General features: G+C 63.3%; 20 protein-coding genes. 7 read left to right on the top strand and 13 right to left on the bottom strand.

Annotation, left to right across the window (positions count from 1 at the left end; translation table 11 throughout):
- Positions 1-121: 121 nt before the first annotated feature.
- On the top strand, positions 122-1,201 hold the full coding sequence (locus tag LFL96_RS29420) for a VTT domain-containing protein (RefSeq protein ID WP_281001412.1): 1,080 nt from the start codon (positions 122-124) through the stop codon (positions 1,199-1,201).
- 45 nt (positions 1,202-1,246) lie between these two features.
- Here LFL96_RS29420 and LFL96_RS29415 read toward each other — a convergent pair whose 3' ends face one another.
- On the bottom strand, positions 1,247-2,107 hold the full coding sequence (locus LFL96_RS29415; RefSeq protein WP_281003890.1) for a CHAD domain-containing protein: 861 nt from the start codon (positions 2,105-2,107) through the stop codon (positions 1,247-1,249).
- 550 nt (positions 2,108-2,657) lie between these two features.
- Between LFL96_RS29415 and LFL96_RS29410 the strand changes: the two genes are divergently transcribed.
- Complete coding sequence (locus tag LFL96_RS29410) at positions 2,658-4,244, top strand: inorganic phosphate transporter (RefSeq protein WP_281001411.1); 1,587 nt, start codon at positions 2,658-2,660, stop codon at positions 4,242-4,244.
- A gap of 153 nt (positions 4,245-4,397) precedes the next feature.
- Here the strand turns inward: LFL96_RS29410 and ppk2 are convergent, their stop codons facing one another.
- From ppk2 to LFL96_RS29375, 7 genes are all read right to left on the bottom strand, one after another.
- Positions 4,398-5,324: a polyphosphate kinase 2 gene (ppk2, locus tag LFL96_RS29405; protein ID WP_281001410.1), complete on the bottom strand. Its 927-nt coding sequence runs from the start codon at positions 5,322-5,324 to the stop codon at positions 4,398-4,400.
- Positions 5,325-5,729: 405 nt separating this feature from the next.
- Entirely contained in the window at positions 5,730-7,463 is a 1,734-nt protein-coding gene (ggt, locus tag LFL96_RS29400; protein ID WP_281001409.1) for a gamma-glutamyltransferase, read from the bottom strand.
- Between the two features lie 126 nt (positions 7,464-7,589).
- Positions 7,590-8,993, bottom strand: a complete 1,404-nt coding sequence (locus tag LFL96_RS29395; protein ID WP_281001408.1) for an MFS transporter — start codon at positions 8,991-8,993, stop codon at positions 7,590-7,592.
- A 210-nt stretch (positions 8,994-9,203) separates the two neighbouring features.
- The gene (locus tag LFL96_RS29390) at positions 9,204-9,968 is read right to left on the bottom strand and encodes a phosphocholine cytidylyltransferase family protein (RefSeq protein ID WP_281001407.1); all 765 of its coding nucleotides are present in this window, start codon (positions 9,966-9,968) and stop codon (positions 9,204-9,206) included.
- Positions 9,969-9,995: 27 nt separating this feature from the next.
- Entirely contained in the window at positions 9,996-11,015 is a 1,020-nt protein-coding gene (locus LFL96_RS29385; protein WP_281001406.1) for a flippase-like domain-containing protein, read from the bottom strand.
- On the bottom strand, positions 11,012-11,839 hold the full coding sequence (locus LFL96_RS29380; protein ID WP_281001405.1) for a 2OG-Fe(II) oxygenase: 828 nt from the start codon (positions 11,837-11,839) through the stop codon (positions 11,012-11,014). Before LFL96_RS29380 ends, LFL96_RS29385 begins: the two co-directional genes overlap by 4 nt.
- Positions 11,836-12,564: a CDP-alcohol phosphatidyltransferase family protein gene (locus LFL96_RS29375; RefSeq protein WP_281001404.1), complete on the bottom strand. Its 729-nt coding sequence runs from the start codon at positions 12,562-12,564 to the stop codon at positions 11,836-11,838. The genes LFL96_RS29380 and LFL96_RS29375 overlap by 4 nt, the downstream gene beginning before the upstream one ends.
- 239 nt (positions 12,565-12,803) lie before the next feature.
- On the opposite strand from LFL96_RS29375, the gene LFL96_RS29370 reads away from it, so the two are divergent.
- Positions 12,804-13,235, top strand: coding sequence for a hypothetical protein (locus LFL96_RS29370; protein ID WP_281001403.1), 432 nt, complete (start codon positions 12,804-12,806; stop codon positions 13,233-13,235).
- A gap of 193 nt (positions 13,236-13,428) precedes the next feature.
- Here the strand turns inward: LFL96_RS29370 and LFL96_RS29365 are convergent, their stop codons facing one another.
- Both LFL96_RS29365 and LFL96_RS29360 read right to left on the bottom strand, forming a co-directional pair.
- A complete protein-coding gene (locus LFL96_RS29365; RefSeq protein ID WP_281001402.1) occupies positions 13,429-15,414 on the bottom strand; it encodes an alkaline phosphatase PhoX in 1,986 nt (661 codons plus the stop codon).
- Positions 15,415-15,674: 260 nt separating this feature from the next.
- Entirely contained in the window at positions 15,675-16,223 is a 549-nt protein-coding gene (locus tag LFL96_RS29360; protein ID WP_281001401.1) for a hypothetical protein, read from the bottom strand.
- A 701-nt stretch (positions 16,224-16,924) separates the two neighbouring features.
- Here LFL96_RS29360 and LFL96_RS29355 point away from each other — a divergent pair.
- From LFL96_RS29355 to LFL96_RS29345, 3 genes are all read left to right on the top strand, one after another.
- Positions 16,925-18,076, top strand: a complete 1,152-nt coding sequence (locus LFL96_RS29355) for a porin (RefSeq protein WP_281001400.1) — start codon at positions 16,925-16,927, stop codon at positions 18,074-18,076.
- A gap of 398 nt (positions 18,077-18,474) precedes the next feature.
- A complete protein-coding gene (locus tag LFL96_RS29350; protein ID WP_281001399.1) occupies positions 18,475-18,828 on the top strand; it encodes a sugar ABC transporter ATPase in 354 nt (117 codons plus the stop codon).
- 133 nt (positions 18,829-18,961) lie between these two features.
- The gene (locus LFL96_RS29345; RefSeq protein WP_281001398.1) at positions 18,962-19,477 is read left to right on the top strand and encodes a metal-dependent hydrolase; all 516 of its coding nucleotides are present in this window, start codon (positions 18,962-18,964) and stop codon (positions 19,475-19,477) included.
- Positions 19,478-19,603: 126 nt separating this feature from the next.
- On the opposite strand, the gene LFL96_RS29340 is transcribed toward LFL96_RS29345, so the two are convergent.
- The 3 genes from LFL96_RS29340 to LFL96_RS29330 form a co-directional block, all read right to left on the bottom strand.
- On the bottom strand, positions 19,604-20,431 hold the full coding sequence (locus tag LFL96_RS29340; protein ID WP_281001397.1) for an AraC family transcriptional regulator: 828 nt from the start codon (positions 20,429-20,431) through the stop codon (positions 19,604-19,606).
- Between the two features lie 3 nt (positions 20,432-20,434).
- On the bottom strand, positions 20,435-21,361 hold the full coding sequence (epsC, locus tag LFL96_RS29335; protein WP_281001396.1) for a serine O-acetyltransferase EpsC: 927 nt from the start codon (positions 21,359-21,361) through the stop codon (positions 20,435-20,437).
- Between the two features lie 219 nt (positions 21,362-21,580).
- On the bottom strand, positions 21,581-21,814 hold the full coding sequence (locus tag LFL96_RS29330; RefSeq protein WP_281001395.1) for a hypothetical protein: 234 nt from the start codon (positions 21,812-21,814) through the stop codon (positions 21,581-21,583).
- Positions 21,815-22,191: 377 nt separating this feature from the next.
- Here LFL96_RS29330 and LFL96_RS29325 point away from each other — a divergent pair, with 377 nt between their 5' ends.
- Positions 22,192-22,647 (top strand): DUF3005 domain-containing protein, encoded by a 456-nt coding sequence (locus LFL96_RS29325; protein ID WP_281001394.1) that lies wholly within the window; start codon positions 22,192-22,194, stop codon positions 22,645-22,647.
- Positions 22,648-22,821: the final 174 nt, after the last annotated feature.

The raw sequence follows: 22,821 nt of genomic DNA, 5'->3' as shown, positions 1-22,821 counted from the left end.
GAACAGGCGCGGCAGGGCTCCGCACTCATGCCGCGCCCGGCGCATCGGGAACACACCTTGCATGGCAGTGGACTCAGCCCCGTGTCAAGCCGGCCCAACAGCAATAACAGGAGCTGCTCAATTGATCGCGTTTCCGACGTCGGCGGTGTCCACCTGGGGCGGCGTGTTCGTGTTCGTCAACGTGTTGCTGACGCGCCTCGGCGTGCCGATTCCCGCCGTGCCCGTGCTGTTGTTCGCCGGTTCCGCGATTGCGGCCGGCACGCTGTCGTTCTGGCCGATCCTCGGCGCGGCGGTGCTGGGCGCGCTGATCGGTGACGGCGCGTGGTTCGCCGCCGGCCGCCTGTACGGCCGCAGGCTGATGGCCGCACTCGGCCGCCTGTCGCCCGCGATCGACGCGAAGGTCGAGAAGGCGCGCTCGCTGTTCGAACGCTACGGCGTGCCGCTCGTGGCGATTTCGAAATTCGTCCCGGGTCTCGGCTTGATCACGCCGCCGTTGATGGGCACCACGGCCGTCGATACGAAAATCTACGCGATCTGGGACCTCGCCGGCGCGCTCGCCTGGGCCAACTTCTGGCTGCTTGGCGGCGCGGCCGCCGAGCGCGAATTGCACATGCTGCTCGATTTCGTGAAAGCGCGCGGCGGCACGGTGATCGACATTCTGCTCGCGGCGGCGCTGCTGTACCTCGCGTATCGCGTGCTGCAACGGCGGCGCGAACGGCAACGCCGTGCCGCCGCTACGGCTGCCACCGCAACGCAGGACGGCACGGGCGGCTGGCGCCGCATCGCGCCGCCCAAGGTACTGGATGCACGTCCACAAACGCCAGCGCTCGCCGTGCAACGACGCATCCCCGGCGCCGAAACTTTCGACCCGCACTCGACTGAGCAGATCGACGCCGCGCTCGACGCGTACGACGTGGTGATCTACTGCATCTGCCCGGACAGCGCGGTCGCCGTCGAGATTACGCAAGGGATGCGCCGGCATGGCTACACGCGGATTCGCGCGCTGAAGGGCGGTCTGGATGCATGGCAGCGACGTGGCTTTCCGGTGGCGCATACCACGCCGCCGGAGGAGCTTGCGAATGGAAAACGTGCCGCCGAGGTGAGTGGGGAAATTGAAGACGCACGCGATGCGATCACGCTACGCGGTGTTGCGCCAAGGCGTGCACAGCGTCAACGTCAGCGGCAAGGTCAAGGCGTGTAGCGCGGCGTCGGTTACGGCGTGCTCCATCGCTCCATCGCCGCATCGCTACATCTTGCGCAGCACGGCGGCAGCCGCTCGCATTCTGCGTTTGCGTTCTTTCTTGAGCCATTGCAACGCATCATCCGCATTGCCGGCTACCGCCCCCGCTCCGCTCAGCAACGCCGCGTTGTCGCGCAGCAGCACTTCGCTCGCGACCACATCGTTCAGCGCGCCGAAGCGCTTCTGGATCTGCTTGAGCCGCTTCACCGTGCGCTTGTGTCCGCCGCTCAACACCGGCGCGAAAAACTCGAGCAGATAACGAAGCTTCTTGCCCGCCTTCCTGACATTATGAAAGGCGGTGTAATTCGAGCGCTTCGCCGCTCGCGCGCGTTTCATCCGCTTTTTCAGCGACCGTTCCGACGCCGCGACTCGTCGCTCCGCGAATTTGCGCAACGGCAGGCGTTCATGCGCCGTATTCAATTCCGTCGACGTGGTCGTCAACGCTTCACGCAGCAGATGCTTGACGTCGGCATTCGAGAGGGTTTCGCGGCTGGTCGCGAACGCGTTGTCGCGCACCTGATCGAGACTCGCGGTCATTGCATTCGCCGCGCCGTCCTTGCGCGCGATCAGTTCGATCAGGATGTCCCAGTCGCGTGTCTTGCCAGCCGCGGTGGCGAGGTATTTGTAGAGCGCGCGTTGCCGCGTGTTTTCGCCCTTCTCCAGCAGCGGCTCGAAGGCCCACCAGAGCGAGCGCAAGCGCCGCAGCGAAACCCGCAGCTTGTGCAGCGCTTCGGGCGATGCATCGTCGCGCACCGCGTGAGCGTTTTCGATGGCCTGATCCACGATCGGCGCTGCATACGATGCGAAGGCTGACTGCGCCGAGGGCGCAACGTCGACGACCGTTTCGTCGCCGGGCCGTTTATCCATTTTCAAACTCTCGCGTTTCATCGACGCTCCGTTGAAAACACCCTGCAGTGAGATTAGCAAATACGAGGCCCGGAAGGTATGGGTTAGCTTAAGTCGTTCGTCCCGCGCTGCGCGACATCAACAACGCTCGCACAAAATATGCGCAAAAAGCACTTGTTTTACGCATTTATTTTTTCCGCCTTTCATTTGGCAATGCGCACGGACAGCGACTATCTTTAGCTACACGCGAACCCGGTCGCATCGCAACGAGGAATCCGGGACACGTCCAGGCACACACGGCTCCCGATAAAAATCGACCCGTATGCACGGCAGGCGAGCGGGGAAGTTTCGCCATTTTCAGCCGTCGCACATGCCTTCTTTTTCGGACATCTGAGCATCGGTATCCGACGGTTTTTTACGCAACTCACCTTCGAAGCGGCGCTCGGCCCATATCCGCGCGCCTTTCCGCGCGACTTTGGTCCCGTCGGCGTGTCACGCCGTTGTCATCAATACGACACACGTGCCCCGCAGGATCGGTAGTTCCGCGACAAACTATCTTGGGGCACAAGTCATGCCGGAACTTTCGTACCCGCAACCGGGCACTGCAAGCGGTAAGGGGCGCAACCTAAGCCTGCTTATCTTCTTCGCGGTGATCGCCGTCGGCGCCGCTTACTGCGCGATGCATCTCGTGGACGATCTGCAACCTGTCCGCGAAAGCTCGGTTCTACCGTATCTCCTGCTCGGTGTCGCGTTGCTGATCGCGCTCGGCTTCGAATTCGTGAACGGCTTCCACGACACCGCCAATGCGGTGGCCACGGTGATCTACACGCATTCGCTCGCACCGAACCTCGCGGTCGTGTGGTCCGGCAGTTGGAACTTCCTCGGCGTGTTGACCTCGACCGGCGCGGTCGCCTTCGGCGTGCTGCAACTTCTTCCCGTCGAGCTGATCCTGCAGGTGGGCAGCAGCGCGGGCTTCGCGATGGTGTTCGCGCTGCTGATCGCGGCGATCATCTGGAACCTCGGCACCTGGTATTTCGGTTTGCCGTCGTCGAGTTCGCACACGCTGATCGGCTCGATCATCGGCGTCGGTCTGATGAATCAAATGATGCATGGTGCGAACGGCACCAGCGGCGTGGACTGGAACCAGGCGCTCGGCGTCGGCAAGTCGCTGCTGTTTTCGCCGATCGTCGGCTTTCTTCTTTCCGGCTTGCTGCTGCTGGTCCTGAAGGCCGTGATACGTGTTCCCGCGCTGTATGCCGAACCGAAGGGCAAGGAACCGCCGCCGTTCTGGATTCGCGCGCTGCTGATCCTGACGTGTACCGGCGTGTCGTTCGCGCACGGTTCGAACGACGGTCAGAAGGGCATGGGCCTCATCATGCTGATCCTGATCGGCACGGTGCCGACCGCTTACGCGTTGAACAAGGCGGTCACGCCGGAACAGACGCAGACCTTCATCGCGGTCGCGCAACATGCGTCGGCGACGCTCGGTAAGTACACGCAGGGCGCAACGCCCTCGACGAATCCGCGCGGCGATGTGGAAACCTATGTCCGCACGCATCAACTGACGCCCGCCACGCTGCCCGCATTGCAGCAACTGACCGACCAGATCACGCATCAGGTCAGCGCGTCGGGTTCGATGGGCGCGGTGCCGCAAGGCATTGTCGATAACGTGCGCAACAACATGTACGTGGCGTCCGAAGCGATCCGCCTGATGGACAAGGCGAAGCAACCGGCCTTCGCGCCGGAAGACCAGAAGGCCATCGACAACTTCAAGGCGCAGACCGATCACGCCACCAAGTTCATTCCGACCTGGGTGAAGGTGGCCGTCGCCATCGCGCTGGGTCTCGGCACGATGGTGGGCTGGAAGCGGATCGTCGTGACGGTCGGCGAGAAGATCGGCAAGCAGCATCTGACGTACGGCCAGGGCGCATCGGCGGAAGTGGTCGCAATGCTGACGATCGGCGCGGCTGACATGTACGGTCTGCCGGTCTCGACGACGCACGTGTTGTCGTCCGGCGTGGCGGGCACGATGGCGGCCAACGGCTCGGGCCTGCAATGGGGCACCGTGCGCAGCCTGATCCTCGCCTGGGTGCTGACGCTGCCGGTGTCGATCGCGCTCGCGGCGGGGCTGTATTGGGTGTTCCGGATGGTGTTCTGAAACGCGACCCAAAAGAACGTACTGAAAAACGCGCTGGTCCGACTTCTCGTTAGCGGTCCGGACCGGCAGGATAAAAAAAAAGCGCGGCTCACACATCGAGCCGCGCTTTTTCTTTTGCCGGCCGGAACGGAACAGACTCCGGCCAGCGAACGCTCAGTAAATCTCCGGCACGATCATCGATTGCGGGACCGGCTGACGGCTGTATTCGTCGTGATGAACCCGATCCGGCAACTCGACCGTGGGATGCTCGACCTCGTGGTACGGCACCTGGCTCAGCAGATGGTGAATGCAGTTCAGGCGCGCGCGTTTCTTGTCGACCGCCTGCACGACCCACCACGGCGCTTCGGGAATATGCGAGCGTTGCAGCATCACTTCCTTCGCCTGCGTGTACGCTTCCCAGCGGCGGCGGCTTTCCAGATCCATCGGACTCAGCTTCCATTGCTTCAGCGGATCGTGAATACGATTCTGGAAGCGGATCTCCTGCTCTTCGTCGGTAATCGAGAACCAGTATTTGAGAATCTGCACGCCGCTGCGCGCCAGCATCTTCTCGAACTCCGGCACCGAGCGGAAGAACTCTTCGTATTCTTCGTCCGAGCAGAAATTCATCACACGTTCGACGCCCGCGCGGTTGTACCAGCTCCGGTCGAACAGCACCATTTCGCCGCCCGCCGGCAAGTGCGAGACGTAGCGCTGGAAATACCACTGCGTGCGTTCGCGGTTATTCGGCGCGGGCAATGCGGCCACCCGGCACACGCGCGGATTGAGCCGCTGCGTGATGCGCTTGATCGCGCCGCCCTTGCCGGCCGCGTCGCGCCCTTCGAAGATCACTACCAGCCGATGCCCCGTTTGCACGATCCAGTCCTGCAGCTTGACCAGCTCGCCTTGCAGGCGGAACAACTCGCGGAAGTACATCTTGCGGGCTTCGCGATGCTCGGCCGTGAAGCCTTCGGCGCCGTCGATAATGCGGTCGTCGACCTCCATTTCGAGCTCTTCGTCATACGCGTCGATCAGGTCTTCCTCGAAACGGCGTTGCCGCTCTGCGAGCAGCTCGCTTTCGGGTCTCGGATCCAGCTCTTTCATTGCGGCTCTCCTGGCAACGGAAATGGTTAAGCGCGCGGCGAAAATCACGACGCGACCGCGTTCGATTATCGAAGCGCGAGGTGTCAGCCGTGTTACCGCCGCGAGCCTGGGGTTCTTACCCATGATAGCGACTTTTGCCGCGCGGACGAGATAGTCTGCAGCGCACACTCCGACGCATCGCGTATCGGCAGGCCGGTGAATGTCACGGTATTGCCTGGCACGCAAAAGCTCGATCTGACGTTGACGCCCGTCGAGCAGGTTAGTTGAACGCGCAACGTCTTAGCTTAACGTCACGACACAATCGGCCCATAAAAAAACCTCGCACTCTTTCAAGTGCGAGGTTTTTTGCATTGGCATTCACGATTGCACGATTGCACGACACGTCGTGCAACTTCGGCGTAAAGCCTACGGAATCACCCGCGTCACGCCACGTCCGCGCGGATCGGCCGCTGCTTCCGGCGTATCGCCATTCACCTTGATCGCCTGGATGTCGCCGCTGAAATCCTGCCCCTTCAGCGTATAACCCTTCGCTTCGATCTGCTGCGCGAGTTCGCCTTCGATCGGCTTGTACGGCTCCCAGAAGATCGTGTTCGGCGGCAGCAACTGGTGATGGAAGCGCATCGCCGCGACCGCGTCCTGCAACGGCATGTTGAAGTCGTACACGTTGTTGATGACCTGGAAGATCGACGTGAAAATACGCGACCCGCCCGGCGTGCCGATCACCAGCGACACCTTGCCGTCCTTCGTCACAATGGTCGGACTCATCGACGACAGCGGACGCTTCTTCGGCTCGATCGAATTCGCGTCGCTGCCCACCACGCCGAACATGTTCGCCACGCCCGGCTTCGCGGAGAAGTCGTCCATCTCGTCGTTCAGCACGATACCGGTGCGATCCGCCACCACGCCCGAGCCGAAATAGCCGTTGATGGTATACGTGTTCGACACGGCGTTACCCCACTTGTCGATCACCGAGAAATGCGTGGTTTCCGCTTTCTCCGGCATGTTGGTGCCGAGTCCCGGCACCACGCTCTTCGTGTCCGACGGCGTGTTCGGATTCACTTCCGCCGCGCGTTTGGCGATGTACGCGTCGTCGGTCAATTGCGCGATCGGTACCTTGTAGAAGTCCGGATCGCCGAGATATTGCGCGCGGTCCGCGAACACGCGCTTCTCGATCTCCGCGATCAGATGCACGTATTGCGCGGAATTGAGCGGCACGTCCTTGAAGTCCGGCGCGATGTCGGCCTTCATCTTCAGCAACTGCACGAGGCCGATGCCGCCCGAACTCGGCGGCGGCGCGGTGTACACGCGATAACCGTTCCAGTCGGCCTGGATCGGGTCGCGCCAGACGGCCTTGTACTGCTGCAGGTCGGCCTTGGTGATCAGGCCGTGGCCGCGCATGGACGCCGCGATCAGATCGGCGGTCTTGCCTTGATAGAAGTCTTTCGCGCCTTGATCGGAAATGCGTTGCAGCACGGCGGCGAGATCCGGCTGCTTGAAGTTGACGCCCTCTTTCAGGTTGCCGAAATAGGTGTCGAAGTTGGTCTTACCCGCGAAGTCCTTCGCGGCCGCGTCGCGGCGTTCCTGCAATTGCTGGCTGACTTCGAAGCCGTCGCGCGCATAGTGAATGGCCGGCGCGAGCACCTGTTTCCACTTGAGCTTGCCGAAGCGGCGCTGTGCCTGCCACATGCCGTCGACGGTGCCCGGCACGCCCACCGCGCGATAGCCGAACAGGCTCATGCCCTTGATCACCTCGCCCTTGTCGTCGAGGTACATGTTCTTCGTGGCCGCCAGCGGCGCACGCTCGCGATAGTCGAGGAAGTACGGCTTGCCGCCGACATACAGCGTCATGAAGCCGCCACCGCCGATGTTGCCCGCTTCCGGATACGTCACGGCAAGCGTGAAGGCAATCGCGACGGCCGCATCGACGGCATTGCCGCCTTCCTTGAAGATCTGCTCGGCGGCGTCGGCGCTGTATTTATCCGCGACCGCGATCGCGGAGGCCGTGAGTACGGCGGGCTGGTTTTTCGCGGCGGTCTTCGCGACCGCGGGCGTCGCTTCGAGAAAGCCGGTGGAAACGGTAACGAGTGCAACCAGCGCGAACCCGCCGGCAGACGATTTGGCGTTGCGGAACAACCTCATTGAAGATCCCCCAAGACGACGCGATGACCTGACGATTACAGGAGCTGCCTTGGGCTTATAACATGCGAACCGCTCGCTTGCGAAGCCGCAACTGTCCGTAGTCCGCATGCTGCGGCACACAAAAAATCACGCGCGGCCGCGACTGCCTCGCGCGATTTCATCGCCCGCGCCGTGCGGCAAACGCGCGGTGACGGGAATCGACAATACCGAGAACAGGCCTACGACGAGGAACGCCGGCCAGAAGTCGGAGAACACGATGGCCGCGTGTCCCTGCACGTTGTGCGAGAGCTGCAGCACGATGCCGCCGATCGTCACGCCGAGTCCCAGCGAGATCTGCTGGATCACGCTGGCAACACTCGTTGCGCGGCCCACGTCGCGGCTCGGAATATCCGCGTACGCGAGCGTGTTCAGCGACGTGAACTGCAACGACGGAAAGAAGCCGCCGAACAACACGACGCACCAGATCAGCCAATGCGGCGTACCCGGAAAGAACAGGCCATACACCGCGATCGCCAGACCCGCGCAGCCCGCGTTGAACATCAGTACCGTGCGAAAACCGAAGCGTTCGAGAATGCGCGACGCCGCCGCCTTCATGAAGATCGAGCCGAAGGCGGACGCGCACGTGATCGAGCCGGACTTGAAGGCCGTCATGCCGAGACCTTCCTGCAATGCGAGCGGCAACAGAAACGGCACCGCGCCGAGGCCGATGCGGAACAACGATCCGCCCACCACGCTCGCGTGAAAACTCGGAATGCGCAACAGACGCAAATCGAGCACGGGCAATTCGACGCGGCTCGCGTAGAGCGCGTACAACACGAGCAACGCCACGCCGATCGCGCACATGCCGAACGACACCGCGTTCGACACCAGTTCACCGCCCACTAGCGACAACCCCAGCATGAACAGCGACGCGCCGCTCGCGGACAACACGAAGCCGGTCCAGTCGAGCCGGCCCGGATGCGCTTCGCGCACGTTGCCGATATGCCTGTTCGCGAGCCAGATGCCCAGCAGGCCGATCGGAATGTTGACGAAGAAAATGAGGCGCCAATGCAGATACGTCGTGATGAACCCGCCGAGCGGCGGTCCGACGACCGGCCCGAGCAGCGCGGGCACCGTCAGATAGTTGACCGCGCGAATGAAGTCCGACTTCGGCACCGAGCGGAAGATGATGATGCGCCCCACCGGCACCATCATCGCGCCGCCGATGCCTTGCACGAAGCGCGCGACCACGAACGTGCCGAGCGAGGTGGACGCCGCGCACATCAGCGAACCCGCCATGAAAATGCCGATCGCCGTGCGGAACACGGTCCGCGAACCGAAGCGGTCGGCCACCCAGCCGCAGATCGGAATGAACACGCCGAGCCCGATGACGTAGGCGGTGACCGCGAGTTTGAGGGTGATGGGGTCCTGGCCGAGATCGCGCGCCAGAACCGGCAGCGACGTCACGATGACCGTGCCGTCCACGTTTTCCATGAACATCGCGCAAGCGACGATCAGCGGAACGATGAAAGTGCCTAAAGCGAAGGGCATTGGCAGAGCGACAGGTTGGGAGGCCGTCGATGTAAAGCGTCGATTATGGCATCGCATCGACAACGAATGTTGTTACGCGGGCCGTAAACGGCAAAGAGCCGGCGGGAGCCGGCTCTTTGTGCTTTCGTCGCGCTCGCTTGCGCGGCGGTGCGTTGAGTTGCTCTGAGTTGCCTTGAGTTGCTCTGAGTCGCGTCGAGTCGCGAACCCGTCTTACCGCGATGCGCTGACCAGCGGCTGCAACTGCGGCAGGATCTCGGTCGTTGCGCGTGCAACGTCATTCGGAAAATCGATTTCGATCCAGGGCGCGCCGGTCACGTCGGCGGTATCGAACACCTGGCTGCGCTCCAGCAGCAGATCGCGCACCGCTTCCTCGTGCGGCATGTTGGCCCGGCCGCTATCGACATAACCCGCAACGATCTCCGCGAAACGCTGCGCGGTTTCCTGGCGGAAGCGGAAGAAGCCGACCGATTCGCCGATGGTGTCGTAGTCGAGGTTGACCGCGAGCTGCTTGCGCAGTTCGACCGGCACGCCGTCTTTCAGACACAGCTTGACGGGTTCGTCGCCGGCTTCGAAATCGCGGTCGATCAACAGACGGTTGACCGTTTCGCCGGCGACCAGCGCGTTCAGAATGCGTTCGTCGTACAGCACGTCGGCGTCCATCAGCAGCACGTCGCCGCCGCGCGTCAGCGCGTCAGCGACGGTGTGCACCGTCAGCACGCTGCCCAGATCGAAGCGCGTGTTCAACACGGTTTCGACCTTGTGCGGCCAGTTGATGCGCTCCAGTTCCGCCTGCACCGACTCCGGCTGGAAGCCGAGCGCCAGCACGACATCCGTCACGCCGGCGGTTTCGAGCATCTGCAGATGCCGTTCGAGCAGACTCATGCCGTCGAACTGCAACAGACACTTCGGAAACTGGGCCTGCGGCGGTTGCTGGAGACGCAGGCCGAGGCCCGCTGCGAGAATGATGGCACGCATGCGCGGTCCTTTGAAAAAATACGGAGTTTAATCGACAACCGGTACGCGCCCCGTGGCGCGCCGCCGTTGCCAGCTTCGTTCGCTGAAATGCAAAACCAGCAGACCCGGCAAGCCTAGCAGGATTTCACGCGCACGCTTCGCCAACGACAAGGCCAGCGCCGCATCCGGCGGCAACCCGACGAGCGGCGCGAGCAGCAGATAACCGCCTTCCTGCACGCCGAGCGAGCCGGGAATCATGAACGCCGCGCCGCGAATCGCCTGACCCAGGCTTTCCAGCAGCAACGCGTCGACCCAGTCCACCGGATGACCGAGAAAGCGCAACGCGAGCCACACTTCGACCGTGCCGACAATCCAGCCTGCAAGGCTCAAGGCAAAGCTCGCCGCGACCCGGCCGCGTTCGCGGTACATGGCCTGCACCGCGGCATCGACCGCTTCGGCACGGGTCATCAGCGAGGACCAGTCGCGCTTGCCGAACACCTTCGACACCACGCCGAGCAGCCGGCCAAACAGCCCGCGCCGCTGCGCATAGTAGAAGCCGACGATCATCGCGCCCAGCACGCCGGTTGCGATCAGCGTGGCGGTTTGCAGATCGTGCAGCGCGCCATGCGCGGCATAGGCGCCGAACAGCAGCAATCCGCCCAACGCGAAGACGATTTGCGCGAGCGCTTGCGCGGTCGTGCTGACGGTGATCGCGGCGGCGGCGTCGCGCATGCGCATGCCGCGCTGCGACAGTTGCCGCACCATCAGCACCGGACCGCCGATCTGCCCAGCCGGCAACAGACTGTTTACCGATTCGCCGATCCAGCGCGCGAACAACGCGTCGCGCAGCGACAGATCGTGATGCACACCGTCGTGACGGTTCTTGAACAACACCGAAATCGCGCCGGCATCGAGCACGAGCGGCACGACATGGAACAGCGCGACGAGTGCGAGCCCCCAACCGGCGGCGAGCAGCGTCGATGCGACCGAACCGAAACCCTGCCACGCGAGCAGGCCGACAAACAGCGCCGTCCCGATCGACAGCAGAATCAGGGCGGCGCGACTCACGAGCGATCCTTGCCGCGCGCGGTCATCTGACGGAACACCTGGCGGAACCCGAAGTACGCGATCGCGTCCTTCATGTTCGAGATGAAGCGGCGCCACGGCCGCATGTTCGGATCGGTCACGTACTCGAACGTCAGCGATACGCGCATCTCGTTCGCGCCGGCCGGCGTGATGCGATGACGCAGCTTGTCGCCGTCGAAAAACACCAGACCACCCGGCGGAATCTGCACCGAGCCCGGCTGGTCCGGCACGTCCGGATTGCGCGTGTGCAATTCGTAGTCGAGGCGGCACGACGATTCGTCGATCACGCCGAGCAGCAGCGTGTAGCGGCGGCCGTCATAGTACGAAGTGTCGTAGTGCCAGCCGATGTGATCGCCCGCGCGCGTGTAGTAATACAGCGCGTACGCATGCGGATCGTCCGCCGGGGACACCTGCAGCTTGTCGCCGCTCAGTTGCTCGAGCCAGCCGATCAGTTCCTTCGAGCGATACAGCTCGGCGATGAACGGCGCGAGGCGGTCGATGGTGTGACGGCTCACGCTGCCGCCCTGCTTGTGGCCCGGCAGGTAATTACGGTTCACCTCGTCGAGCAGCGAGCGCGCGCTGTGCACCAGTTGCGCGGTGACTTCCGGCGCAAGAAAGTCTTCGAGATAGAGGAATGCGTCCTGGCCGGTGAAATCCTTGCGCAGACGCGGCGTGTCGAACGTTCGCGTGCGGCTTGCGACCGCGTGGTCCGCATTCGGCGCGGGCGCGATCGGCGCGGCGGCGGACGACGCGCCCCGGTTCGCTGCGACTGTCGCGACCACGTCGTCTTCGGCGTGCGTACTCATTCGCTGGCCCACATCTGACGGGTTTCGGGAGCAGCGGCGACTGTCGCGACCGGCGCGACCGATGCGCTAGAAGCGACCGGTACGGCGGTGCGGCGCGCGACGCGCCAGTAGTCGATCACGACCCACGCGGCGAACAGCGGCGCGCCGATCGACGCGACCACCACGAACGGCCCGACGACACCCGTGAGCGTGACGATCGGCAGCAGGTACAGCACGTCCTCGGTTTCGAAACCGCCGACCGATGCCTGCTTCGTGCCCGCCTTGCCCGCCATTTCCTCGATGCGCATACGCAGGAAGAAAATCAGCGCGATGGCGACGCCGGCCAGCGCGCCGAGCCAACCCGGCTCGATTTTCAGATTACCGACATGCGCGGCATCGACACCCACTCCCATGCCGACGAACAGCATGACGGTGACGAGCGCGTCGCACGCAAGGTCGTAAAAATGACCGATTCGGCTCGACTTCCCGCCGATGCGCGCGAGTTCGCCGTCCGTATGGTCGACGAAGTTCGACAGCACGATCAGGAAGGCGCCGGCGTTGGCCCAGGCGAATCCGCCGTGAGCGAGGCACAGCGCGCCCGCCAGCCCGATGAGCAGGCGCAGCGTGGTGAGGTGGTTCGGCGTGACCCAGGTGTTGACCAGCGGGGTGACGAGTCGGCGGGCGAGCCGCGCGTCCCAGGTTCGGGGCGGCGGCACGTTAATTGGAGTTTGGGGTCTCGAATTCATAACCCGGAAATATATACGGGATCGCAAAAGATTGCTTTCTTCCCGCACGTTTCTTTGAGGCGGACTCATTGCCGCAGTATGTTAGCGGCCGAGCAAAATCTGCCGAATCGATATAAAGTGCGAATCCAGTTGCGCCTGTCAAGCGGGATCCCTTCGATGCGCAACGTCTTTCGGGCCGCGCCGCCACACCGCCGCCCGTTGCGCACACACTACATCGAACAACGATCGCCGTTCACTTTATGAAACGCATTTTTTCCTCTGCACTCCTTGCGCTGACCGGCGCACTGCCGCTGACCGGTCACGCCGCCACACTCGATACGCCGCTTCTCTGCAATGAGAGCGGCCACCAGTTCATCGCCGATCTTGCGCAGCAGCAATTGATCGATCCGAAACCGACGCGCGTGGAAAGCAATTCGATCAACGCGTTTTCGCCGACCTCGGGCGCGGATCTGAGTGCGTACGGTTTCCACGTATTCGCGGTGGTCGGCTACGAGAAGGACGACCCGATGTTCCGCGTCGGCGACGGCGAGCCGGTCGCGCGCTCGGCGTACGGCGTGGTGGTGTTCGGCAGCGAATCGAAGGTGCAGAGCGCGGTTACCGCGGCGGGCAGCACGGCGATCGTGCATCGCGTGGCGCCGCTGATCACGGCGATTTTCTGCAAACGGAGTTGATGCGCAAAAGGTGCGTCGCATGCGCATCAATCGCGTGGAACGGCGAATATTATGAGGCCCCCTTGTGGGGCCTCACCTATTTCTGGCGTCGCTATTTCCGGTCGTGCGGCTGACGGGCGTTATACCCCGGGTCGCGAATCGCCTCGCCAGATGACCCAGGGGCATCTGGCAATACATCGCAAGCCGCGCTTGTTTACAGCTTCAGCGCCACCGGGTCCGCCGTCAGATACCCCACCGACGCGCCATACCGGTCCTTGTAATTCGCGCGCACCAGCGGATCGAGCGTGTCTCTCAGCGTCTGCGTATGCTGGCTGCCCCAGTCGCCCGCGTGCTGGAAGTTGCTCATGATGTAGGTCCAGCCGTTCAGCTCGTCGACGGCATGCAGACCCGTCGACTCGGCGCCGGCCGGCGTCGACAGCAGGCGCGTGAGCTGCTTCGTGTCGACGTTGTACGCCCACAGGAAGTTGTTCACGTGATACCCGCTGTCCTCGCCGATGAACAGCGTGCGCAGCTTCTCCGAGAACTTCAGGTTGTCCGGATTCGCGACGCGTTCCGGATCGGCCTTGTTGCCGAGCGCGTCGGCGGTAATGTCCTTGCCGACCAGCAGCGCGCTCGTGTGCACCGGCACCCACTCGCTGTTGATCGCCGCGCCGCCGGTGTCGCGCTGGCCGCCCGCGAGCTTGTGCTGAAGCACGCCGCCGGCGTTGATCGCGGCGTCGACGGCAATGTTGCTCTCCGCGTTCCAGCCCTTCGCGGTGTTGCCCTTCACCATCGAATCGACGATGTTCTGCAGCGCCGAGTACGCGATCTTGTCCTTGATGTTGACCGTCGTGCCTTCCATCTTCGTGAAGCCCATGCTGCCGCCGGCCAGATACGCATAGCGGTGCGTCTCCAGGAAGGCCGCCACCTTCTCCTTGCCGGGCACGACCTTCACCCACTGCGCGACGCCGCTCGCGAAAATCTTCCGGTAGCTCGCGTCGCCCGGATCGGTCCATTTGACGTCGATCACATCCTGCGGGCGGTTCGACTTCGCCATCGCCTCGACTTCCGCGCTTGTTGCATGGCCGAGCTTGACCCACGTCAGGTCCGCGCCGGCAGCGGACGGATCGACCGAGAAGCCCGCGCCGACTTTCGCCACGTACAGCGTGCCGGACGACAGATCCTTTTCGTTGTCCGCCACGAACATGAAGAGACCGCTGTTGGTCGCGTCGTCGCCCATCAGCACGGTGCGGTTGTCCGGCATCACCTGCACGAGTTCGTGCGAAATGCGGCCGAGGCAATAGTGCTTCTTCACCGTGCCGGTGCCGTCCGCCTTGACCGTGATTTCCGGCAGATGGCCGTACAGATACGGGTTGAACGCGATGTTCGTGTTGCCGTACAGGTTGTCGTTGAACGCCTTGTACTGCGCGAGGTTGCTCGAACTGGTGGTAAATGCGTCGGGCTCGTATTCCTCGCTCGACAGGTGCGTGTTCCACGGCGACAGGCTCGCGCCGCACGTGATCCACAAGCCGTTCGCCGGCGACGTATCGACGTTGTGATACTTCACCAGCGTGAGCTTGCCGGTGGCCGGGTCCTGATCCAGCGTCAGTACCGCGATCGGCGACGGCAGGCGGCCGTACATGTCGGCCCCGGACAGCGAGCGCGTCGTGTATTCGAACTGGACCACGGCGAACACCGTGTTGCCCTTCACGCCGGCCACCTTCGCACCCTCGATCTTCAGCAGCGACGTGCCGTCCGGCGAATCCGAAAAGAACTGGCGGCGGCGCGCGGGATCGGTGTTGTCGTAGATCGGCTGATTGTTGATGTCGAAATAACCGCCCGCGAGCACGGTGCCGCCCTTGCCGTCGGGCACCTGATCGCCGGTCATGAAGAACGGCTGATAAGCGAGCTTGTAGGCCCGCTTCGAGCCATCGGAATACGCGACGCTCAGGCTCGAGCCGACCGTGGTCGTCGCCATGGCCGCGGGGTTGGCGAGCGACGGCGCCGGCATGCTGGCGAACGACGCCGACGCGAAGTTCGCGGTCGGCGTGGCGGCCGAGCCCGCGGGGCCGGCGAGGTCGTTGCCGCCACCGCAGGCGGTCAGCATCGAGGCGGTGGCGAGGCCGCCCAGCGGCAGCATCGGCGCACCGGCCAGAAGTTTCAGGGCCTTGCGGCGGGAAAGGTCGAACGGCTCTGCCATGTTGTCGTGATCCAGAGTTCGGGTAGCGTGGGTGAATGCACAGCCGGCACGCACGCTGAACCCGCAACCGCATGGCTCACGCTCGCGCCGCTATGACGCGAGGATTCTATGAAGTGAATGTGAAAGTATATTGACAGCTATTGGTAATGTTTAATTCAGCTTGCCGTTAGCTGAATTCAGCCTGTCAATTTTTCCTCGCACGGCGCCCACGCCGGCGCGCGGTCAGTCTGTGAAACCGTCAGACCGTCATCAACCCGGGATCAGCCCGGCCGGCGGAACTCGTTTTCGACCCACGCCACCGCGCTCGCCTTGCTGAGCTTGAAATTCGGCGCCACCTGCACCTGCGCGAGCTGCTCGCCGAATACATCGAGCGCGGTCAGCAACGCGTACGGTTCGATGTCGTCGGGAACGATGTCGAGCGTGATGTCGAGTTCGTCGTTGCCGTCCGCGCTCGCGACCCGCACGGCTTTATGCAGTTGCGCGCGCAGTTGCTGCTCGTGACGGCGCAGCACTTCGGACGCGGTCTTCACCAGCGTGTTGAACGCCGACGTATCGAGCGGCTTCGGGTCCTTCTTGTTGCGGCCCATGGTCCACGGCCCGACGAGCGCGGGTTCCGCTTCGCCGTCCTTGATCATTGCGACGGCCCAGCCGTCGTCGTCTTCGTTCTTGATGACGCGCGCGGTCCAGCCGTCGTCGCGCCACAGGCGGTCTTCGTGCACGGTCTCGCCCAGTTCGGACGAGTCTTCCGACGCGAGGTCGGCCTCGGTATCGACAGGGTTCCCGGACGAAGGAAGGGGCGTATCGGTCATTACAGGTTTACTCACGTTCGCGGGGCAGGAAACAGATCTGACGTGCAGATGCGCAGATCTCAAGCGCGCAATTCTACCTGCCCGCCCCTCGCCCAACGTGGCCCTATGACTTCCGGACAAGGCCGGATGAGGCGTTCACGCGGTGGTCACGCGTGGTCACGCGTGGACACGCGCGGTCACTCGGCAGTCACGAGTGGAAATATTCTGCTTCGCGTTTGGCGGGAACTTATAAATCGATTATAAAAACACCATAAAAAAACGCGGCCCGTGGGCCGCGTATAAAAGATGAAAAAGACACCCTTGGTCAAGGGGTGGCTCAATTGTAGATGCGTAATTCGCCCGAATAGATCGCATGAATTGGAAGAGTGCGTTGCAGAAAGCGCAAGGAATCGCAAAATCAGTCGTCACACCTTCCACATCCTTGCCCCGTAACATACGCAGGCCGCGTCGCGACCGAACAACATCGCACGCTCCGCGAGAACATTTCCGGATTTTTCATTCGACTCGATTCCTCTTTATTTACCCGCACTTATCCAGCATTTAAAAGTTCATTTCCAATTCGATAATTAATTGTTGTGCCATACGCGGTTAAAGATTCGAATGACGGGAATACACTTCGCTGCGGATCGCCAGGCCGCCGCGCATGCGGCGCTCAGCACTGGAATGCGATTCCCCATGCACTGTCCCGGAGTTATCCAAACATGAAAAAAACCCTCATCGCAGCAGGCCTCATGGGCGCGTTCGCCATCAACGCTCACGCGCAGAGCAGCGTCACCCTGTACGGCACGCTGGACGCCGGCCTCGTCTACTCGAACAACCAGGGCGGCCACAGCAACTGGCAGCAAGGCAGCGGCTCGGTCTCGAACACCTACTTCGGTCTGCGCGGCAGCGAAGATCTCGGCGGCGGTCTGCACGCCATCTTCACGTTGGAAAACGGCTTCAATCTGAACAACGGCCAGGATACGGAGAACGGCACGATGTTCAACCGTCAGGCCTTCGTCGGTCTGAAGAGCGACCAGTACGGTGCGCTGACGCTCGGCCGTCAATACGATTCCGTGGTCGACTATCTGGCGCCGCTATCGGAAGCCGGCGCGGGTTACGGCAACAACCTCGCAGCCCATCCGTTCGACAACGACAACCTCGACAACTCGTTCTCGATCAAGAACGCCGTGAAGTACACGAGCGCGAACTACGCGGGTCTGAAGTTCGGCGGCCTGTACGGCTTCAGCAATTCGGCCGGCCAGTTCTCGAACAATCGCGCGTGGAGCGCGGGCGCTTCGTACGACAACGGTCCGTTGAGCGTCGCGGCGGCTTACCTGCAACTGAATAACTCGGGCAGCACGAATCTGGGCGGCGCGGTCTCGCAAGGCGACGGCACCGCGGCCGTTGCGGCGAACCTGCAGCGCACGTTCGGCGCGGGCGTCAACTACACGTTCGGCCCCGCGACGGCCGGCTTCGTGTACACGCATACGCAACTCGACGGCATCACGGGTGTGGATGTCGGCGGCGCGACCTTGCCGGGCGTGGCGGGCACCAACCTGCATCTCGACAACTACGAGGTGAACGGCCGCTATGCGCTGACGCCGGCACTGAGCCTCGCCGCCTCGTACACGTTCACGGACGGCAAGATGACGGGCTCGAACGGCTCGGGCGATCCGAAGTGGCACACCGTCTCGCTGCAAAGCGACTACTCGCTGAGCAAGCGCACCGACGTGTATGTGGAAGGCGTGTATCAGCACGCGTCGGGCGAGCTCGGCAACTTCGGCGCGAACGTCGCGTCGATCAATACGCTCGCGCCGTCGTCGACGGGGAATCAGGTTGCGGCGGCGGTGGGATTGCGTCACCGCTTCTAAGGCTTGTGTCGAAGGTTGGGGCGGCTCTGGCGTCGCCCCGCGTATCGACGAGCTCGGCGAAGCGGACGCATCGGTGCGATTGGTCCGCTTGGCGACAGCAAATCAACCCGCGCGTGACACGATCACGCGCGGGTTTTTTCATACAGCTTACGAAACGATGCGACGTTGATGACTCCGCGCTACTCCGCGCCTTCGTCGTGCAGCGAGGTAGTGACGCAGAGACGATGCGATAGGTATACTGGCCCGGCTGTCTTTCCGCCGCAAATGCGCGCCGCAACGCGTTTGCGATTGAACGGCAGCTTCGTCGCGAAGCATGACGCCGATACGCGCTGAAACGCGTCGCGCTTCGCCCGCGCCCCAAGTTCCCGCGCTTCACCGGGGACGCCGACGACCGGACCATGAACAGACTTTTCCTGCTTGCCCCCGTCGCTGTCGTGACGGCTTGCCTCGCCGCCTGCGGCTCGTCCAGCGGACCGATCCGCGATGCGTCCCAACCGCTGATGTACGTGTCGTCGCAATACGCGCCCGCGTATATCGCCAACTGCCTCGAAAGCCGTCTGTCGCGCGTGCGGATGTCGAATGTCGGCGGCGCCACCGAACTCGCGATCGGCTCGGATTCGAACAACTCGTATTTCGTCACGCTGACGCCGTACAACGCCGGCTCGGTGATCAAGGTGATGCATCCGGCGAACGCACCGGACGATCCGCCCGAACCCGAACTGCGCTTCGATATCGCACGCTGCGCGACCTGAGCGTCGAGTCGTCCTACTGCTTGTCGAACCCCACGCCGATGCGCGAATTTTTTAAGTCGCGCATCGGCTATTTTTTTATGCGCTCATCTGCGAACATAGCCGCCCTTCCATTCTTCGAGCGGCGCACGTTTCGATGGCATCCAGCAAGGCACATCACGCAACCGGCTTCGCGGCGGGCGTCATCGCGGCGGCGATCGTCGCGCGAACGGGCGGCGGCGGTTCGTTTCACATCGGCGTTTTGCTGAGCTTCATCGCGGGCGTGGCCGGCGCCACGGCGCCGGATTGGCTCGAAGTCGCGTGGTGGTCGCGCACGCGCAGGCTGTGGATCACGCATCGCACGTTGACGCATTGGGGCATCGGCTGGGTCGTGCTGCTCGCGGTGTCCTGGCACTGGCTCGGGCATTCCTTCTATGCCGCGCCGGCGTTCGGCTTCGCGTGCGGCGGTCTGATGCACCTGTTCGCCGACTGGCCGAATCCGCTCGGCGTACCGTGGGTCGCCGGCCGGCATTCGCTGAATCTATGGAATAGCGGGCACTGCGATCTGATCGTGGTGGCGGCGTCGTGGGTGGCCGCGTGGTTCGTCGGCGAACATGTGTGGCCGCATGGCGTGCATGGGCTCACGTTGTTGCGACATTGGGGCGTGGGCTGAGGGTGATTGCGGAAAGGCTGTGGGGGGCTGCGGGGGATGGTGGGGCTTACTACAAGTACCCGCGCGGTAACTGCAGCGTAACTGCGCGGGAACCACGCACGGCATAACCGGCGAACGTCCGCGATTTCAGCGAATCGCCGCCGCGTAGTTCGCCGGCGTCACGCCGAGCAATCGCACGAACGCGCGCGTCATGTGACTCTGATCGGCGAAACCCGCGGCAAGCGCCGCGTCCGCAAGCGGCGCACCCCGCGCGATCCATTGCCTCGCGAGGCCCACGCGCCGCTGCATCCGGTACGCGTGCGGCGGCAGACCCATCTCGTGCGCGAAACCGCGCAATAACTGGAAGCGGCTCAGGCCGCTATCGACGGCAAGCTCGGCAAGCGTGAGCGACGCGGCGGGATCGTCGTCGATGCGCATCTTCGCGCGCGCGATCGGCCCCAATGCCTTCGCCGGCGACGAGCGCGCCGGCCGCGTCGCGTGCGTGCGGACCAGATGCCCGAGCAGGTCGAGCAGCGCCTCTTCGCGAATCAGGTCGTCCGGCACCGATGGCGTCTCCACCGACACCGCGAACACACGCTCGAACAATCGCGCCAACAACGGATCGCGCACGACGGGCCGCGTCAATTCGATCTCGCGCTCGTCCGTCGCATCGCCGTTCAATTCGCGCGCGGCATCGTTCAGCATCGACGGTTCGACGTACAGCATCCGCCAGGCGCGTCCGCGTTCGTCGAGCGGACTGCCGTCGTGGACTTCACCGGGATTGACCATGATCGCGTCTTGCGCGCGCGCTTCGACGACACCGCGTCCGCTCGCCGACCGATGCCCGCCGCTGACGATCACGCCAACGCCGAAGCGATCATGCGAATGACGCGGAAACGCGTGCGCGGTTTCGGCAACTGTCGCCTCGACGCCGGCCAGCGCGCGACGAGGCATGTGGACGCGGCCGCGCGGCATGGCTCAGGAACGTCCCTCGTCGCCGCGTTCGCCTTCGCGGACCTTGCCTTGCGACACGCTGCTGCCCGGCGGCACGCTGTGCGTGAGCCACACGTTACCGCCGATCACCGAGCCGCGCCCGATGGTGACGCGCCCGAGAATCGTCGCGCCGGCGTAGATCACCACGTCGTCCTCGACGATCGGATGGCGCGCGTTGCCCTTGATCAGCGTGCCGTCCAGATCCGCCGCGAAACTCTTCGCGCCGAGCGTGACCGCCTGATACACGCGCACGCGTTCGCCGATGATCGCGGTCTCGCCGATCACCACGCCCGTGCCGTGGTCGATGAAGAAACTCGGCCCGATGGTCGCGCCAGGGTGGATGTCGATACCGGTCGCCGAATGCGCGATCTCGTTGATGAAGCGCGCGAGCAGCGGCACGCCGAGCCGATGCAGCGCATGCGCGAGCCGATGATGCGTCATCGCCCACACGCCCGGATAGCACAGCAGAATTTCGGTGATGTGCTGCGCGGCCGGATCGCCGGTGAAGGCCGCCTGAATGTCGCTCACGAGCAGCGCGCGAATGCCGGGCAACTGCGTGCCGAATTCGCGCGCGACATCGAACGCGCGCGCTTTCAACTCCGCGTCCGGCGTCGCACCCGACTCGGGCAGAAAACGCAGCGCGCGGCGGATCTGTTCGGCGAGCAGACGCAACGTGCTCTCGAGCGTGTGGCCGACGTAGTAATCGACGGTTTCGTCGGTCAGATCGGGCGCGCCGTAGTGCGTGGGAAACAAGGCCGCGCGCAAGCCCGCGACGATGTTGACGACGGCTTCGCGCGACGGCAGTTCGCGAATGCCGAGCGGATGCCGCGTGCGATGCAGTTCTTCACGCGACGCGCGCAGATTCGCGACGATCTGTTCGAGACCCCAGTTCTGGGCAGGCACATTAGGCATAAAAGGACAGCGCCGTGCGACGCACGGTCAAGAGTGATTGTGTCGAGAGATTACCGCGTTTTGCCGGAGCTCGCGCAGCAGCGGCCTGAGCGCCGGTATAGCAGACGGAGAGCGGCGCGAAGCGTGCCCCGTCGCGCGCGAATCGCTACACGGCGCACACGGTTCGTGCCGGTTGCGTGCGCAATGTTACGAACGAGTGTGAACGAGTGCGAACGCGAATCAGATGGTGACGCTGCTCGCGTCGATCCAGCGCACGGCCCAATCACGCGCATGCGCGATGGCGGCGGCTTCGTCGGGAAAACGCAGGTCGGTGGGAAAGAAACGGTTGGCGACCAGTTCGCCGTCGCTCGAGCGTGAGATGACTACATACGGTTGCCACGAGCCATCGACCGCGCGCGCGGGCGCGCAATTCAACAGATAGCCGCGATGTGTGAATGCAGCATCGAAGTGCATGTGTCACCCGCCCTGACGGCCCCATAAATGTTTTCAGTTGCGCGCGGTTGTCTGAACCGAATCGTTGCCGGCCATGCCGATGAACTGGACACATTGGCCGGTAAAAACTCGTCGACGTCTCCCCTGCATTTAACCGCGCTTCGCTCGCCGGAGTAAGATCATACTCTGTAGAAAATACGCGTCCATTAAAAAAACGAAAAGAATTCTGGATGTCATCGCCCCCGGATAGGCGTGCCATCCGCAAGCGCCGCGAAAGCGCTGCGAGAGCACTACGGGTCGCTCGCGGGTCATCTGCGGACCACAACCGCGACGCACATCGAACCGGGCGGAACGGGTCTTGCTGCACTTCACCCCATGTCCTCTTTCAAGGAGAAAGCATGATGAACAGCGATACCAACAAGGCATCGTCCAATGATGCGCTGCCGAACACCCGCGGCCCGAGCTCGACCGAATTGCACAACGACCGTACGCACGACAGCACCGTCGATACCGACGGCAAGAACCTCGAAGCCGCGCGTATCGCCGGTCACAGCCCGATCTCGCCCGACGAAATCACCGGCAGCAACGCGACGCTCGTCAACAGCGTACCGGAGGCGCTCGACGGCATGGCGGGCTTCGACAGCCGGGTCGGCGGCAATCATCTGCTGCTTGCGCTCGAACCGGGTTATACGGTGATCGATCGTGGCATGGTGGCGCCGCAGGAGGTCTATTCGGCCGACCATCAATACGACGATCCGCGCCCGGTGGGCAGTCGTCAGGATCGCGGCCGCATTCACTACGCGCTCAATCATTTACGGCCGGCGCGCGTGATCGAATTACATCGGGTGAAATAAGCATTCGCGCCGCGCGCATGTTTTACCGCGGTTCTCCGGCGGTTCTCTTTAGTCTGTTTAGTTTGTTTGAATGACCGCGCGCAGTCCGATTAAATCAGGTATCGCTGAACGCACGCCGTTTGAATAATGGCGTGCGTTCGACTTTGTGCGACGCGTCATACGACGCGAGAATGG

It is taken from the genome of Paraburkholderia sp. D15, from assembly GCF_029910215.1.
Taxonomy (GTDB): domain Bacteria; phylum Pseudomonadota; class Gammaproteobacteria; order Burkholderiales; family Burkholderiaceae; genus Paraburkholderia.
Note: the sequence above shows the minus strand (reverse complement) of the source record. Positions and strands in the feature narration are given on the sequence as shown.

Bases quoted from the DNA above. Each gene is read 5' to 3' on its own strand.
- LFL96_RS29415 (WP_281003890.1), bottom strand. From the start codon at position 2,107: ATGGATAAACGGCCCGGCGACGAAACGGTCGTCGACGTTGCGCCCTCG.
- LFL96_RS29375 (WP_281001404.1), bottom strand. From the start codon at position 12,564: ATGAATTCGAGACCCCAAACTCCAATTAACGTGCCGCCGCCCCGAACC.
- epsC (WP_281001396.1), bottom strand. From the start codon at position 21,361: ATGCCTAATGTGCCTGCCCAGAACTGGGGTCTCGAACAGATCGTCGCG.
- ggt (WP_281001409.1), bottom strand. From the start codon at position 7,463: ATGAGGTTGTTCCGCAACGCCAAATCGTCTGCCGGCGGGTTCGCGCTG.
- LFL96_RS29350 (WP_281001399.1), top strand. From the start codon at position 18,475: ATGAACAGACTTTTCCTGCTTGCCCCCGTCGCTGTCGTGACGGCTTGC.
- LFL96_RS29395 (WP_281001408.1), bottom strand. From the start codon at position 8,993: ATGCCCTTCGCTTTAGGCACTTTCATCGTTCCGCTGATCGTCGCTTGC.
- LFL96_RS29355 (WP_281001400.1), top strand. From the start codon at position 16,925: ATGAAAAAAACCCTCATCGCAGCAGGCCTCATGGGCGCGTTCGCCATC.
- LFL96_RS29365 (WP_281001402.1), bottom strand. From the start codon at position 15,414: ATGGCAGAGCCGTTCGACCTTTCCCGCCGCAAGGCCCTGAAACTTCTG.
- LFL96_RS29345 (WP_281001398.1), top strand. From the start codon at position 18,962: ATGGCATCCAGCAAGGCACATCACGCAACCGGCTTCGCGGCGGGCGTC.
- LFL96_RS29325 (WP_281001394.1), top strand. From the start codon at position 22,192: ATGATGAACAGCGATACCAACAAGGCATCGTCCAATGATGCGCTGCCG.
- ppk2 (WP_281001410.1), bottom strand. From the start codon at position 5,324: ATGAAAGAGCTGGATCCGAGACCCGAAAGCGAGCTGCTCGCAGAGCGG.
- LFL96_RS29410 (WP_281001411.1), top strand. From the start codon at position 2,658: ATGCCGGAACTTTCGTACCCGCAACCGGGCACTGCAAGCGGTAAGGGG.
- LFL96_RS29370 (WP_281001403.1), top strand. From the start codon at position 12,804: ATGAAACGCATTTTTTCCTCTGCACTCCTTGCGCTGACCGGCGCACTG.
- LFL96_RS29330 (WP_281001395.1), bottom strand. From the start codon at position 21,814: ATGCACTTCGATGCTGCATTCACACATCGCGGCTATCTGTTGAATTGC.
- LFL96_RS29390 (WP_281001407.1), bottom strand. From the start codon at position 9,968: ATGCGTGCCATCATTCTCGCAGCGGGCCTCGGCCTGCGTCTCCAGCAA.
- LFL96_RS29340 (WP_281001397.1), bottom strand. From the start codon at position 20,431: ATGCCGCGCGGCCGCGTCCACATGCCTCGTCGCGCGCTGGCCGGCGTC.
- LFL96_RS29360 (WP_281001401.1), bottom strand. From the start codon at position 16,223: ATGACCGATACGCCCCTTCCTTCGTCCGGGAACCCTGTCGATACCGAG.
- LFL96_RS29380 (WP_281001405.1), bottom strand. From the start codon at position 11,839: ATGAGTACGCACGCCGAAGACGACGTGGTCGCGACAGTCGCAGCGAAC.